Annotated in this window: 14 protein-coding genes; 5 read left to right on the top strand and 9 right to left on the bottom strand. The window is 70.1% G+C overall.

Annotated elements, in window-relative coordinates; all coding sequences use genetic code 11:
* Positions 1-37 precede the first annotated feature (37 nt).
* Together ABD732_RS08325 and ABD732_RS08320 are read right to left on the bottom strand one after the other, a co-directional pair.
* Positions 38-835 (bottom strand): ABC transporter permease, encoded by a 798-nt coding sequence (locus tag ABD732_RS08325; protein WP_344782513.1) that lies wholly within the window; start codon positions 833-835, stop codon positions 38-40.
* On the bottom strand, positions 832-1,761 hold the full coding sequence (locus ABD732_RS08320; protein ID WP_344782511.1) for an ABC transporter ATP-binding protein: 930 nt from the start codon (positions 1,759-1,761) through the stop codon (positions 832-834). Before ABD732_RS08320 ends, ABD732_RS08325 begins: the two co-directional genes overlap by 4 nt.
* A gap of 132 nt (positions 1,762-1,893) precedes the next feature.
* Here ABD732_RS08320 and ABD732_RS08315 point away from each other — a divergent pair, with 132 nt between their 5' ends.
* Together ABD732_RS08315 and ABD732_RS08310 are read left to right on the top strand one after the other, a co-directional pair.
* A complete protein-coding gene (locus ABD732_RS08315; RefSeq protein WP_344782509.1) occupies positions 1,894-3,057 on the top strand; it encodes a sensor histidine kinase in 1,164 nt (387 codons plus the stop codon).
* Positions 3,054-3,707, top strand: coding sequence for a response regulator (locus ABD732_RS08310; protein WP_344782507.1), 654 nt, complete (start codon positions 3,054-3,056; stop codon positions 3,705-3,707). The genes ABD732_RS08315 and ABD732_RS08310 overlap by 4 nt, the downstream gene beginning before the upstream one ends.
* 3 nt (positions 3,708-3,710) lie before the next feature.
* Here the strand turns inward: ABD732_RS08310 and ABD732_RS08305 are convergent, their stop codons facing one another.
* The 4 genes from ABD732_RS08305 to ABD732_RS08290 form a co-directional block, all read right to left on the bottom strand.
* Positions 3,711-4,511 carry a hypothetical protein gene (locus ABD732_RS08305; RefSeq protein ID WP_344782505.1) on the bottom strand — a complete coding sequence of 267 codons (801 nt, stop codon included), beginning with the start codon at positions 4,509-4,511 and terminating at the stop codon, positions 3,711-3,713.
* Between the two features lie 7 nt (positions 4,512-4,518).
* On the bottom strand, positions 4,519-4,902 hold the full coding sequence (locus ABD732_RS08300; protein ID WP_344782503.1) for a hypothetical protein: 384 nt from the start codon (positions 4,900-4,902) through the stop codon (positions 4,519-4,521).
* 43 nt (positions 4,903-4,945) lie between these two features.
* Complete coding sequence (locus ABD732_RS08295; protein ID WP_344782501.1) at positions 4,946-5,155, bottom strand: CsbD family protein; 210 nt, start codon at positions 5,153-5,155, stop codon at positions 4,946-4,948.
* 105 nt (positions 5,156-5,260) lie between these two features.
* Entirely contained in the window at positions 5,261-7,648 is a 2,388-nt protein-coding gene (locus tag ABD732_RS08290) for an acetyl-CoA acetyltransferase (protein WP_344782499.1), read from the bottom strand.
* Positions 7,649-7,835: 187 nt separating this feature from the next.
* Here ABD732_RS08290 and ABD732_RS08285 point away from each other — a divergent pair, with 187 nt between their 5' ends.
* Complete coding sequence (locus tag ABD732_RS08285; protein ID WP_344782497.1) at positions 7,836-9,023, top strand: WS/DGAT/MGAT family O-acyltransferase; 1,188 nt, start codon at positions 7,836-7,838, stop codon at positions 9,021-9,023.
* Positions 9,020-10,393 carry an NAD-dependent succinate-semialdehyde dehydrogenase gene (locus ABD732_RS08280; RefSeq protein WP_344782495.1) on the top strand — a complete coding sequence of 458 codons (1,374 nt, stop codon included), beginning with the start codon at positions 9,020-9,022 and terminating at the stop codon, positions 10,391-10,393. Before ABD732_RS08285 ends, ABD732_RS08280 begins: the two co-directional genes overlap by 4 nt.
* Before the next feature lie 39 nt (positions 10,394-10,432).
* On the opposite strand, the gene ABD732_RS08275 is transcribed toward ABD732_RS08280, so the two are convergent.
* Entirely contained in the window at positions 10,433-11,464 is a 1,032-nt protein-coding gene (locus ABD732_RS08275) for a hypothetical protein (RefSeq protein ID WP_344782493.1), read from the bottom strand.
* Between the two features lie 40 nt (positions 11,465-11,504).
* Positions 11,505-12,071: an HhH-GPD-type base excision DNA repair protein gene (locus ABD732_RS08270; RefSeq protein ID WP_344782491.1), complete on the bottom strand. Its 567-nt coding sequence runs from the start codon at positions 12,069-12,071 to the stop codon at positions 11,505-11,507.
* Between the two features lie 54 nt (positions 12,072-12,125).
* Here ABD732_RS08270 and ABD732_RS08265 point away from each other — a divergent pair, with 54 nt between their 5' ends.
* Entirely contained in the window at positions 12,126-12,632 is a 507-nt protein-coding gene (locus ABD732_RS08265) for a hypothetical protein (protein ID WP_344782489.1), read from the top strand.
* Between the two features lie 10 nt (positions 12,633-12,642).
* Here the strand turns inward: ABD732_RS08265 and ABD732_RS08260 are convergent, their stop codons facing one another.
* Complete coding sequence (locus tag ABD732_RS08260; RefSeq protein ID WP_344782487.1) at positions 12,643-13,806, bottom strand: alpha/beta hydrolase family protein; 1,164 nt, start codon at positions 13,804-13,806, stop codon at positions 12,643-12,645.
* Between the last annotated feature and the right edge of the window lie 19 nt (positions 13,807-13,825).

Here is a 13,825-nt window from a genome sequence, read left to right as displayed (position 1 = left end):
AGAAAGCGGGGTGCGGCGTTCGCGTTGCGCGCTGAGGCTATTTGACCTCGGCGCGCAGGATTCGGAGGATGCCGAGACCGAGCGGAATCCCGATCCAGATGGCTCCGGAGACCAGTAGCCGCGCCCATTCACCGGGTGAGGCCCATTCCGATGACATGAACGCCTCGTTCGTGCGTGCAGTGTCGATCCACTCGCCGATGTGATCGCCGAATGCCGGGACCAGGCCGGCCAGCAGGCTGAGCGCCGACGGCAAGGCGAAGTACGCGACGATGGCGCCCGGTGTGTTCAGGATCAGCGCGGCGAAGCCGAAGCCCAACAGCACCCCGAAGACCTGCAGGACCAGCGAGTTCACCAGATTCGCGCCGGTGAACGACCACGAGCCGGCCGGGTCTCCGTAGATCAGCCCGGCCACCGCGGTGCCGACCGCGCCCAGCAGCAGTGCCACCAAGACGGCGCCGACCACGGCGATCAGTGACGCTCCGAGCTTGGCCAGGATGATCCGGTCGCGCCGGGGCTCCATGGTGAACGTCGTGAGCCCGTTCCGCTGACTCCATTCACTGGTGACCAGCAGGATCGCCATGATCGGCAGAATGATCCCGGTCGGGATGTTCATCGAGCCGAAGAACGCGCTGAACGACAGATCTTCGGGGTGGTTGCGGGCGCTGATCAGCATCACCACCATGACGATCGCCGCGATGAGCGCGATCGAGGCGGTGAGCCAGAACCCGGCGCGGGTGTCGACGAGCTTGCGCAACTCCACCTTGATGAGACGTTCCAGCGGGATGGGTGGCGCATCGGTGTTCCGATTGGCGGTGCTGTCGGTGAGAACGGTCATGACTGGCCTCCGAAGGACAGGGCGTCCGGCGCGGGACGCTGATCGCGTTGGGTTCGCTGGGTGAGCTGAAGGAACATCTCCTCGAGTCGCGCGCCGTCGCCGGGCCGGAGCTCGATCAGCTGAATTCGCCGTTCCAGGGCCACGGCGCCGACATCGACCGGTGCGGCGTCGACGGTGAAACCGCCATCGGCGGCGGGCGCCGCATGCAGGCCGGCCTCGTAGAGCGCCTGCCCGAGAGCCTCGTCGTTCGTGGAGATCACGCGAGTCCCGGCACCGGCGAGCAGTTCTTGCTTGGTGCCCTGAGCGACGATCCGGCCGTGCCCGATCACGACGATGTCGTCGGCGACGATCTCGATCTCGTGCAGCAGGTGCGACGAGAGCAGAACGGTGCCGCCGCGGTCGGCGTAGTCGCGCAACAGAGTGCGCATCCAGTGGATGCCGGCCGGATCGAGTCCGTTGGCGGGTTCGTCGAGGATCAGCATCTGCGGGTCGCCGAGAAGGGCGTTCGCAATGCCGAGGCGCTGGCGCATGCCGAGCGAGTAGTTGCGCACCCGCCGCCCGGACTCCTCGTCGGTCAGGCTCACCATCGCCAGCGCTTCGTCGACGCGCCGCATCGGCAGGCCCATGGTCATCGCGCTCAGCCGAAGGATCTCGCGACCGGTGCGGCCGGCGTGCTGTGCGGAGGCATCCAGCAACACCCCCACCTGCGTCGCGGGATTGGGGATGTCCCGATAGCGGCGGCCGCCGACCAGTGCGGTCCCGGACGTCTCCGGCGTCAGCCCGGCGATGATCCGCATGGTGGTCGACTTGCCCGCCCCGTTCGGGCCGAGGAAGCCGGTCACCTGGCCGGGGCGGCAGACGAAGGAGACGTCGTCGACAGCCGTGTAGTCGCCGTAGCGTTTGGTGAGGTTCTCGACGGTGATCATGCCAATGATCATGGCGGCGCGACCCATGCCCGCACATCGGGCGTGGGTCGACGATCACCCCCTACGAAAGTAGGGGGCAGGCGCCGACCAGCGGCCGAGGTGCGACGGCCCTGCGCCGCCTACGGTGGGAGGGTGCGCCCCGAGGACTATCAGCCCCCGATCTCCTGGTGGGGTCATGCCTACCGGCTGGGGCTGGTGCTCGCTGTTTCGGCGATGGTCTGGGGCACCCGGGCGAGCCATCAGTTCGATCAGGTGCGCTGGTGGTTCTTCGTCGACCTGGCCGTCGGGCTGGCCTGTTGCATCGCCGTCTGGTGGCGGCGAACCCATCCGGTCGTGGTGGCCACCGCGACCAATCTGGCCGGGCTGATCTCGCTCAGTTCGGCCGGTCCGGCCATGCTGGCGATGGTGTCACTGTGCACGCGCCGCCGCTGGGTGGAGATCATCCCGCAGGCGCTGCTGGCGTTCGCTGTCGCGGTGTTCACCGAGCGCTACTTCCGGCAGCCGGAGCTGCCGCCGTTCACGCTCGTCGACCTCGGAATGATCGCCGTCCTGATCTGCCTGATGGTGGCGCTCGGCATGTACATCGGTTCGCGGCGTGAGCTGCTGGCCAGCTGGCAGGCGCGCGCTCGTCTCGCCGAGGCACAGCAGCACGCCAAGGTGGGCGAAGCCCGATCGGCGGAGCGCGCCCGAATCGCCCGGGAGATGCACGACGTGCTCGCGCACCGGATCTCGACGGTGAACATGCACGCGGGCGCACTCACCTATCGGGACGATCTGACGCCGGAGCAGCTGCGGGAGACCGCGGGAGTCATCGCAGAAACCTCCCGGCAGGCGCTCACCGAGCTGCGTGAGGTGCTCGGCGTGCTGCGCGAGGGGCCCGGGGATGCGGCGCCCGAGCAGCCCCAGGCGGCGATGGACCTGCGGGAGCTGGTCGAGGAGAACCGCCGCACCGGAATGCGGATCGAGTACGACGCCGAACTGACACCGGCAGAGCTGCCCGCCGGGCTGGCGCGAACCCTCTACCGGTGCCTTCAGGAAGGGCTCACCAATGCGCGCAAGCATGCGCCCACCGCTGTCGTGCGGGTGCGGGTGACCGGGGAGCCCCAGGAGGGCGTGAACCTGCGCGTGCGCAACGGGCTCTCGCCCAGGTCGGCGGTGGCCGTGGATCCTCCCGCCAGCGGTTTCGGTCTGGTCGGGCTGGCCGAACGAGTGGAACTCAGTGGTGGCAGGCAGTCCGCGGGCGTCGGTGCCGACGGCATATTCGCCCTCAACGTGTGGCTACCGTGGCACCTATGACTGCACGGCTGCTCCTCGTCGACGACGATCCCCTGGTCCGCTCAGGTCTGCGACTTCTCCTCGGCGGTCATCGCGGCCTGGAGGTAGCCGCCGAGGCCGCGAATGGCCGCGAAGCACTGGAGCGATGCGCCGAGGCGCCGATCGACCTGGTGCTGATGGATCTGCGGATGCCGGTGATGGACGGAATCGACGCGACGGCCGCTCTCAAAGGGGCCGAGCGGGCTCCCGCGGTGATCGTGCTGACCACGTTCGACGCCGACGACTACGTGGTGCGGGCCCTGGCGGTCGGCGCCGACGGGTTCCTGCTCAAGGACACTCCGCCGGAGCAGATCGTCGACGCCATCGAGACGGTGCTGGACGGCCGGCCCGCCCTGAGTCCGTCGGTCACCGCAGCACTGATCAAGCAGGTGGTCGACGGCCGCGACAGTGATCGCACCACCGCGGCCCGGCGCTCCGTCGAGACGCTCACCGCCCGGGAACGCGAGGTCGCGGTCTGCCTGGCCAGAGGTGCGTCGAACGCGGAGATCGGCGGCGAGCTCTACATGAGCGTGCCGACGGTCAAGGCGCACATCTCCCGCATCTTCACCAAGCTCGACGTCGCCAACCGCGTGCAGGTGGCCATCCTGATGCATGACGCCGGACTCGCCTGACAGTCATCCCGCGGACGCATCGGACACCGGCGGCACCGGCTCGGCGTCCGGTGCGGAGCCGGGGGCGTCCAGGGGAGCAGCGCCGGTGGGGGCGCCGCCGATGAAGTCGTCCCAGCGGCTGCGCAATCCGCCCCAGCGGCTGTCGAAGCGGTCCTCGCGAGCCTCAGCACGGCCCTGCCGGTGCCCGTCGTAGAACCAGCGGGCCCACGGCGAGGTGGGACGGGCCAGCCGGAGCGCCCCGACCCACGCGACCGGGCTGAGGAACAGGCCGATGATCAACGTCGCGTACTTGCCTTTGAGTCCGGTGACCACCACGACCCCGAAGTGCACCACCAGCGCGCACGCCACCACCCAGCGCGCCGTGGTCTCAGCATCGCTCAGCTCGGGTACTCGCGCCGGGGAGAAGCCGACCAGGGCGAGCCCGATGCAGGCCGCTGCCAGGGTCACCATGTTGACCGAGAGCTGCCCCTCCTGCGTCCAGTACACGTTCTGCAGGCGGAAGATCATGGCGAACTCGTCGAGCACCAGGGAGGCGCCGGAGCCGATCAGGGTGGCCGCCACGTACGGCCAGGGCGTGTGCGGCGGGGCGCCGAGGGCGGTGAACGCGCCGATGATCAGCATGATCAGGCCCGGGGTCGAATGATGCAGATGCACGCCGCCCGCGGACATGTTGCGGAACGGGCCTTTACCGGCGCGGATCAGCCGGGTGATGGTGCGCGTGATCAGGAAAGTGAGCACGAAGGCGCAGAAGCTCAGCAGCAGTGGGCCCTTGCCGCTGGCGATCACGTCGAGGTGCCACTCCACGTCTCACTCAGTCACTGTCGAGGGCGCTGACCGGGATCCCGTAGGGCAGGAAACGGACGCGGTGATCGGGCTCGGTGTTGTGCTGGTGGGCGCGTAGCGCCTCGAGTTCGGTGGGGAAGATCTGCTCGACCGTCGGCCCGGACGCGTCGAAGATGACGATCGCCCACACGCCGCTGGTGGCGTCGGCGTTCACCGCCACCGACTCGGGGCGCGGCTGTGGTTCGCGCCGGGGCCGGGGCCGGGTCGCGGCATCGGACAGCGTCGACCACGCCATCTGCCCGCCCTGGCCGGCGAGGAACTTCCCGATCAGATCCTTGAGTCCGTCGCCGACTTCGCGGGCGAAGCGGTCGAACTCGTCGTCACCGGGCCCGAACGGCTCGTTGTCGGTCATGGGAGTTCCTTCCGGAAAGGACGGGCAGCGTGGCCGGTCCTGCTCAGCGCCCGGTGAGCTTGTCCTTCACCGAGTCGATTCCTTCTTTGACCTTATCGGCGGCCTCGGTGACCTTCTCGCGGGCGGCGGCGATCCCCTGATCGGCCTTGCCTTCCTGCTTCAGATCCTCGTCACCGGTCAGCGCGCCGCCGGCCTCCTTGGCGCGGCCCTTCAGGTCGTCGGCCTTGTTCTGTGCGTCGTCGGAAATTCCCATCGGTCCTCCTCGTGTGCTTCACGGTTCGGCCCTTGCGGGTCGACCACCGGAAGGTGGTGCCTCCGACGCTACCCGGCCCTCGCTGTGGTGTGCAGAGATCGGCGGTCAGCGGCCGGTCCAGCGCGGCTCCCGCTTCTCCGCGAATGCCATGATGCCTTCGCGGGTGTCGGAGCTGACCAGTACCCGGTCCAGAACCGACAGGCTGTCCTGGACGGCCTGCACCGTGTCGGCCTTCGGGTCGGAGTCGGCCATCACCGAGATCGAGGCGCGGACGGCGGTGGGGGAGGCGGCCAGCACCTGCTCGGCCACCTCGCGGGCCAGGGCGAGCACCTCGCCGGGTGGCGCGACCCGCGACACCAGACCGTAGGTGAGCGCCTCGTCCGCGCTCACGCGTCGACCGGTCAGGATCATGTCGCGAGCCAGAGCCTCGGGCACGGCCCGCGGGAGCCGCACCAGGCCACCGGCGGCGGCCACCAACCCCACCTTCACCTCGGGCAGACCGAAGCTCGCTTCCTCGTCGGCGACGATCAGGTGGCACGCCATCGCCACCTCGAGTCCGCCGCCGAGCGCGAAGCCGTTGACCGCGGCGATGATCGGCTTGGGCTTGTCCCGTCGCGAGGTGAGACCGCCGAAACCGTTGGCCGGCGTCGCCAGGCCGCCGCCGGCACCGGCCGCGAGGTCGTTGCCGGACGAGAAGGCTTTGTCACCGGCCCCCGTCAGAATCGCGACCCACAGATCCGGGTCGGCGAAGTAGGCGTCGAAGATTTCGTCGAGCTCGCGGTTGGTTCTGGGACTCAGCGAGTTCCGGGAATCCGGCCGGTTGATGACGATCTCCAGAATGCGACCGTCGCGGCGCACGAGCACGTCGTCATAGGAGTCGCGGAAGCCGACCGGACGGCGCGGATGCAGCCGGTCCATCGTGGCCTCGTCGGCGGTGACGATGTTGCGTTCCGCGCTGGAGCGGACCCAGACCTGCGTGCCGATCGGCTCGTCCTCACCGAGCAACCGCTCGAACAGCACCGGGTCCTGCGGGTCGGCGGTGCCGATGAACCGGGCACCGTCCGCGGTGCGGCCGATGATGATGCCCGACCGCGAGTCTCGATCGGGATCGATCACGGTGAACGTTTCGATCACGCCCGGACCGTCCGGGAAGCGGCAGAGCGCCACGCGTTCGCGCCGATCCAGTTCGGCCTGCACACGCGCCGACGTCGACGGGCGCCACGGGACCGGGGTGGTCGAGTAGATGCCGACCGAGAGCTTGCTCAGCATGCCGCCGTTGGCGGTCACCATCCCGAACGAGCCGGGGGCGTGGCGCACGCGTTGCGCGATCTCGGCGATGCCGTGCATCGAGTAGTTGTTGCCGGGCCCGCCGAAGTAGGGGAGGCCGCCGGTCGCGGTGAGGCCGCGCGGATCGTCCGCGGCCAGGCCCAGGGCGTCCGCCACGGTGGACACGGCGATCGGGAAGCAGCTGTAGAGGTCGAAGGCGGAGACGTCGTCGATGTCGATGCCCGCCATGGCCAGCGCTTCGTACAGGGCAGCCGCCTGCGACGGTGCCTGCGACAACTCGGGCCGGGCCATCAGCGGCTGCTCGACGGTGTCGGCATGCCCGTGCAGGAACACCCAACGGTCCGGATCGATTCCGGCGGCCGTCGCGGCGCGCACGGACATCATCACGACCGCGGCCGCCTGGTTCACGTGATCGCGTGCGATCAGGCGCCGGGTGTACGGCACCGCCACGACGCGGTTGTCCGCGCCGGCCTGCGCCAACTCGGCCGCGGTGTGTTCGCGGGGCGCAGCGGCGTACGGGTTCTGCGCGGCCACCGCGGTCATCGGGGCGAACAGTTCGCCCATCTGCCGCGCGTAGTCCCCGCGGGACAGTCCCAGCCGGTGCCGGCGCGCATTCTCCAGCAGCGCGTACTGCGGAGTGGGTTGCACGACGCCGTGCTTGACCTCTTCCACGGAGATCATTCCGGCGATGCCGAAGCCGCGGTCCTCCAACTGCCCGCCGACCTGTTCGCTGTAGTCGGGGTTGGGGTCGGTGGAGGTCACCGCGTTTCGGACCGTGGACATCACCTCGGCCCCGAACAGCACGACGGCCTCGGCCGCGCCCGCGGCGATCTGGGCGCCGAACTCGTTGACCAGATGCTGCGGGCTCTGCCCGCCGGTCACTTCCTCGACGGCATGTCGCGGATCCAGGCCGGTACGGCCGGCGACCGCGCGCGGCATGTTGTCGGGTCGCCCGAACGGGGAGTGTGAGGCGGGGCTGGACTTCTCGAACGAGCGCACCGCGGCGACGACGTCGATCGCCGCGGCGACCTGGTCAGTCGGAACTCCGGTGTCCTCCAGTGCCGCCAGCACCGCGCGCGCCGCCAGATCGGCCTCACCGAGAGCGGCGTACTCCGGGTCGTCGAGGCGTTCGGCGGCCTGGCCGACTCCCACGAGGACCGGCGTCGCCGGGTCGACGGCACCGGTGACCGTGCTCGATTCAGGCATGCGTGAACTCCCTACGTACGGTGGCTATCGGGGACCTTACCCCGCGGTCAGTGACCCACGACGGAGGTGTGTGATGGCCGACCTGGCGCCTGCCGACGCGGACATGTTCTGGAGTTCACGGCGTCGCGCATCTGACCAGTTCCTGTTGTATTGCTTTGCCGCGCACAGTGATACCTCGATCGACAGGTTGATTCGGGAACTGCGTGGGCATGCGGACCGGATCCCCGATCTCCACCTGCGCGTCGCCCCCGTCTGGCGCGACCTGGCGTATCCGCGCTGGTGTACCGCGGCGGTCGGCGACGGTCAGTTCCGCCACCACCGCGGGCCGCGCACCTGGGACGAGTGTCGTGCGGCAGTCGCCGATCTGCTCACCGAGGGCCTCGACCCCACCGTCCACTCCTGGCGCGTGCACCTGTTCGGCCCGGTGACCGGTGCGCCGCGGGCCTCCGGCCCGGCGACGGTGGCGGTGGTTCAGATCTCGCACGCCCTCGCCGACGGCCGGGGCGCCTCCGACCTGGCGCGGGCACTGCTCGGCGGGACTGTTCCGGAGACCGCGGCGGTTCCCGGCGATCCGCCGGGCGCGGTCGCCGCGATGGTCGGCGCCGCGGAAGTGCCGCTGCGCCTGGTCGCCGCATTCGGGCTGGGACTGGTCGCGTGGCGCCGTGCCGGCCCCGAACCGGCCGAATCGGGCCCGGAGCCGCTGCCGGCGACGGTGCTGAATCGGAGGCCGGGACCGTTGCGCCGGGTCGACCTGGTCGTTACCGACGCCGAGTTGCTGCGGCTGGGCGACGCGTCGATCACCGTCTCGGTCCTGGCGGTGCTCGCCCAGGTGCTCACGGACTTCCTTCCCGACGCCGATCCCGCGCTCGCGGTCGAACTGACCCTCGCCCGCAGCGACGGCTTCGATCACTCGGATGTGGCCCGCAACCGGTTCCACACCGCCGGCGTCCGGCTGTACCCGGACCTGGCGCCGGACGCGCGAGCGCAGGCGATCGCAGCCGAGATCACCGATGCGCGGCGCCGCGACGAGACCCCGGCCCGGCGAGCCGACCGGCGTGCAGCAGCGGTCACGCCGCCGGTGCTGCGCGCCTTCGCGGCCCGGGTCGCGGCGAACGCGCCTGCGCCGGACCGGGTCACCGGCGTCACCGTCGTCTCCTCGGTGAACCGCGGGCCGGCCGACTTCCGGCTGGCCGGCGGCGACGTGCTGTTCACCGCGGGCTTCCCGGCGCTGTCGGCGGTGCACGCGATGACGATCGGCGTGCACGGTCTCGGCGGGACGGTCACGATCTCGGTCACCACCGATCCGGCGGCGGTGGACGCCGATCGCTTCGTCCGAGTGCTACGGAGCGCACTAGGCCGTAGTGTCGTGACATGAGCTATGTCACCGAGAATCCAGCCACCGGAACCGTCGAGCAGACTTTCGAGACCATGAGCGACGCGGACGTCGAAGATGTCCTCGGCCGGTCCGCTGCGGCCTATCAGCAGTGGCGGCAGACGCCGATCGACGACCGCGTCCGGATGCTGCGCGCCACCGCGCAGGCCTACCGCGACCGCGCCGACGAACTGGCCGTGCTGGTGTCCGGCGAGATGGGCAAGCCGGTACGGCAGGCGCTCGGCGAGTTGGCACTGACCGCGATGATCTACGACTGGTACGCCGAGAACGGTCCGGCGCTGCTCGAGACCGAGGAACTCGATCCGCAGGGCGCGGCCAGCTCCACGGTCAGCCGCGAGCCGATCGGCCCGCTCCTGGGGATCATGCCGTGGAACTTCCCGTACTACCAGGTGGCCCGGTTCGCGGCCCCGAACCTGTTGCTGGGCAACACGATCGTGCTCAAGCATGCGCCCATCTGTGCCGCCTCGTCACAGGTGATGGAGGAGATCGCGCATGCGGCCGGGGTGCCGCGGGATGCGTACATCAATGTCTACGCCAGCAATGAGCAGGCGGCCACGATGATCGGCGACAAGCGCATCCAGGGCGTCTCGCTGACCGGCAGCGGCCGCGCCGGAGCGGCCGTGGCGCAGACCGCCGCGCAGCACCTGAAGAAGTCGGTGCTCGAGCTCGGCGGTTCGGATGCGTTCATCCTGCTCGACACCCCGGACGTGGCCGCGACGGCCGCCGGAGCGGCGGCGGGCCGGATGATGAACTGCGGGCAGGCCTGCAACTCCCCGAAGCGTTTCATCGTGCACCAGGACCTGTACGACGATTTCGTCCAGAACCTGACCGCGGCCGTGGAGGCGATGACGGTGGGCGACCCGACCGACCCGGACACCAATATCGGACCGCTGTCCTCGGTCGCCGCCCGGGATCAGGTGCTCGAGCAGGTGAAGCGGGCCGTCGAGCAGGGGGCCACCGTGCACACCGGCGGCGAAGCGATCGACCGCCCGGGCGCTTTCCTGGCGCCGACCGTGCTCACCGGTGTCACCCCGGACATGGACGTCTATCGCGAGGAGGTCTTCGGGCCGGTCGCGATGGTCTACTCGGTCAGCGACGACGACGAGGCGGTCGACCTGGCCAACGACGTCGACTACGGCCTGTCGGGGTCGGTGTGGAGCACCGATGTCGAGCGCGCCACCGAGATCGCCGACCGGCTCGACGTCGGCATGGCGATGGTCAACGAGCACGGCACCACCCTGCCGGGTCTGCCGTTCGGCGGAGTCAAGGCCTCCGGCTACGGTCGCGAACTGGGGCAGTGGGGCCTCGGCGAGTTCGCGAACCTGCGGCTTCGTCGGATCGCCAAATCCTGACCGCCGGGTCGTGACCGGCAGCCCGCGACGGGCCGGCGGCTACTCGATGTAGTTGTCGACCGTCGCGGCGGTGACGGCGCGCGGATTCCCGCGCGTGAGTCGCTTCGGGAGACGATCGGCGAGCCCGCCGATCGGGGCGACCGACCGGTTGAGCAGTTCCACCACCTCGTTGAGGTGATCGACGGTCTCCTGCATGGCCGCCAGGTTCGAGGGCAGTGCCGCGAGCGTGTCCGACAGCTCGGCGAACTTGTCGAGCGGACCGTCGGCGGCGATGAGCTGCTCCAGCGCTCCGCCCTCGCCGACCAACTGGTCGAGCAGGCCCTCGTCGCTCGCCGCGCGGTCCAGGACCCCGCCGGGCTGGGCCAGCTTCTCCAGCACGCCGTCGGGGGCGGTCAGCTTGTCGACCACGCCGCCCTCGGTGGTCAGCCGCTCCAGGATGCCCTCGTTCTCGGTGATCTGGTCGATCACCCCGCCGGGGCGGGTGAGCCTGTCCAGCGGGCCGTCCTTGGCCGCGATGCGCATCAGGGCGCCGTTCTCGTCGGTCAGCAGGTCGATGGCACCGCCCGGCTTGGTCAGCCGGTCCAGGATCCCGTCGCGCTCGGTGAACTGATCGATGGGGCCGCCACTCCGGGTGAGGCGATCGATCGGGCCGTCCTTGGCGGCGATGCGCATCAGGGCGCCGTTCTCGTCGGTCATCTGGTCCAGCAGACCGCCGTGCGCGGTGAGTTTCTCCAGCAGCCCGTTGGGAGCGGTGAGGCGGTCGATCACCCCGCCCGGTTTGATCAGCCGGTCGAGGGGGCCGCCGCTGGCTAGCAGGCGGCCGAACGGGCGCTCCGGACTCAGCAGATCGGCGACCTGCGCCAGCAGCATCAGGGGAGCGCGGACGTTGGCGATCTCGCCGCCCCCGGTGAGTCCGAGAGCGTTGTTGACCTCCGACTCGATGCTGTTGGCCGCGACGCGGGCGATGTTGACCGCCGATTCGACGGTGCCGAAGGCGATGCCGGTGGCGGCGAACCCCAGACGGATCGGCATGGTCACCAGGGCGCGCGGATCGGGCATCGGGTCACTCATAGCCGAGAACCCTACCGTTACTCGATGTCACAGTCACCGGTTACTTCGCCGCCGCCCGGCGCTTCAGGCTCTTCTTGTGGTCGCGGACCTTCTGCAGCGAGTCCTGGTCGACGACGTCGGCGATGGACCGGTAGCCGTCCTGGCTGAAGTCGCCGGCGATCTTCTCCCAGCCGTCGGGCCGCACGTCCAGCTGCTTGGCGAGCAGTGCCACGAACATCTTGACCTTGGCTTTGCCGTATCCGGGCAGGCCCTCCAGCCGGCGTGCCAGGTCCCGGCCGGTCTCGGCCTGCGTCCACACTCGGTCGGCGTGACCGTCGTACTCGTCGACGATCACCCGGGCCAGTTGTTGGATCCGGCCGGCCATCGAGCGCCCGTAGCGGTGGATGGCCGGGGGGGTGGCGCACAGCTCGGCGAAAGCCTCGGGGTCGGCGTCGGCGATGGCGACCGGATCGAGGCCGCCGAAGCGTTCGACGATCTTGGCGGGGCCGGCGAAGGCCCGCTCCATCGGGAACTGCTGATCGAGCAGCCCGCCGATGAGAAGGGCGAACGGGTCGTCGGAGATGAGTCGGTCGGCGACGGGATCCATCGCCAGATGCAGATCGGCCATGAGGCCATGCTAAACAGCCACGTCACTCGATGGGGGCTGGCAGACTGTCCAGACATGCGCAGTCTCACCCGTACCGCCCGATCCGCGATCGTCCTGGCCCTGGCCGCCGTCACCGTCGGCGGGGGTGTGAGCGCCGGTCAGGCGGCGGCCGCGCCGGAGCTCCGGAACTACGTGAAGACCATTCGCTGCAGCACGGCCGACCCGTTCCCCGGTCCCCGGATCGCCACCCGCGTCGAGGTCTGGAACAACGTCAGGTTCCCGTCCGACGGCCTGCCCGGACCGGCGATCGAGCTGGTCGCGAGCAGTCCCCGGCCCCAGAGCCTGCTGCCGAACATGGCGACCTACACCATGGAGACCACGGTCACCTGGCGCAACGTCACCACCGGCAAGCGCGGAGTGGTGCGGGTGCCCACCCGGGCCCGGCTGGTCACCTGGCAGGCCGTCCTGCACCCCGGCCACGGCCGGGTGAACTTCACCATCAAGCAGAAGATCGGTGCGATGGCCTTCGTGCCGATGGTGAACCCGCAGTACTCCACGTGCCGCGGTTCGGCCCCCGCCTGACCGGCCCGCGTCAGAACAGGTCGTCGAGGAAGTTCAGCACGGCGGTCTGCTCCTGGCGGACGCCGTCGGCGGCGTCACCGGTCAGGTAGCTGCGGGACTGGACCCGGTTGCTGGCCAGCTGTGCGTCCGCGAGGAAACGCAGCGCCTCGTGCAGCTGGATCGAATCGTCCTGCAGCGTCTGGCTCAGCAGCAGCGGCCTGCTGTATCCGCTGCGGGAGATGCCCAGCGACTTGCGCAGGGAGGCGGCCAGTTTCGAGTCGGAACTGACCGGCTTGGTCACCAGATCGCCCAGAGCGGTGCCGCGGACCGACTTGCGCAGGTCCGGAGCGCACTGCGTCTTCGCCTTGGCCACCAGTTGCTTGCCGGACTTGGACAGGATGGGATTCACGTCCTCGGCGTCCAGGGAGGCGAGCGCGTAGACCACGTCTGCGGTCACCGCCTCGGAGACGGCGGGGGAGTTCGGGCCGAGACCGCTGATCAGATCGTCGAGCCCGGCCGGGATGCTGGTGGCGGCAGCGCCGCGGAAGTCCAGGTCGCCGTCCTGCCAGTCGGTGGCCTTGCGGGCCAGTTCGATCGCTGCGGCGGCGCCCTGGGTATCGCCGAGAACCGCCCAGCGCGGAGCCACCGAGCCGTCGACGACGACCCCGGCCAGCACGGCGTCGACCACGTTGCGCGCGGTGACCGAGTGGTCGATGTACTCGGGAGAGGCGGTGGCGCCCACGCCGCCGTAATCCGGGGTGATCACCGCGAAGCCGCGCCGCAGCAGACGGGTGACGGTGTCGCGGTCAGCGGCGGCCGGGCTCACCGAGGCGTTGCAGCGGTCGGCCAGCCCGTAGCCGGCGGGCGCGTTGACCACGACGGGCCAGCCACCGGCCGGTGCCTTGCCCTCCGGCTCGAGCATGGTCGCCACGGCGAGGTGGACTCGCTCGTCCACGCCGGTGGTCCAGTAGCTGTAGCGCTGACCGGACGCGGCTGCCGCGGGCAGACCGGTGGCCGGCAGTTCCTGATTGGCGTACACCGCACCCGGCGTCTGCCCCGGTGACGAGGCGGACTGCGGCGAGGACTCGGGGGCGGCGAAGGCGCGCGTGGCGGTCACCGCACCGCCGGCGGCCAGTACGGCCGCGGCCGCGGTCACGGCCAGAGTGGTGCGCAGTCGGGGATGCCGGGTGGTCATGGGTCGGTCTCTGTTCGCT

Source organism: Gordonia caeni, from assembly GCF_039537105.1.
Classification (GTDB): Bacteria; Actinomycetota; Actinomycetes; order Mycobacteriales; family Mycobacteriaceae; genus Gordonia; species Gordonia caeni.
This window is presented reverse-complemented; position numbering and strand designations above follow the sequence as displayed.

Excerpts from the sequence above, each read along its gene's own strand:
- ABD732_RS08325 (WP_344782513.1), bottom strand. The coding sequence starts at position 835 with ATGACCGTTCTCACCGACAGCACCGCCAATCGGAACACCGATGCGCCA.
- ABD732_RS08320 (WP_344782511.1), bottom strand. The coding sequence starts at position 1,761 with ATGATCACCGTCGAGAACCTCACCAAACGCTACGGCGACTACACGGCT.
- ABD732_RS08310 (WP_344782507.1), top strand. The coding sequence starts at position 3,054 with ATGACTGCACGGCTGCTCCTCGTCGACGACGATCCCCTGGTCCGCTCA.
- ABD732_RS08300 (WP_344782503.1), bottom strand. The coding sequence starts at position 4,902 with ATGACCGACAACGAGCCGTTCGGGCCCGGTGACGACGAGTTCGACCGC.
- ABD732_RS08295 (WP_344782501.1), bottom strand. The coding sequence starts at position 5,155 with ATGGGAATTTCCGACGACGCACAGAACAAGGCCGACGACCTGAAGGGC.
- ABD732_RS08290 (WP_344782499.1), bottom strand. The coding sequence starts at position 7,648 with ATGCCTGAATCGAGCACGGTCACCGGTGCCGTCGACCCGGCGACGCCG.
- ABD732_RS08280 (WP_344782495.1), top strand. The coding sequence starts at position 9,020 with ATGAGCTATGTCACCGAGAATCCAGCCACCGGAACCGTCGAGCAGACT.
- ABD732_RS08275 (WP_344782493.1), bottom strand. The coding sequence starts at position 11,464 with ATGAGTGACCCGATGCCCGATCCGCGCGCCCTGGTGACCATGCCGATC.
- ABD732_RS08270 (WP_344782491.1), bottom strand. The coding sequence starts at position 12,071 with ATGGCCGATCTGCATCTGGCGATGGATCCCGTCGCCGACCGACTCATC.
- ABD732_RS08265 (WP_344782489.1), top strand. The coding sequence starts at position 12,126 with ATGCGCAGTCTCACCCGTACCGCCCGATCCGCGATCGTCCTGGCCCTG.
- ABD732_RS08260 (WP_344782487.1), bottom strand. The coding sequence starts at position 13,806 with ATGACCACCCGGCATCCCCGACTGCGCACCACTCTGGCCGTGACCGCG.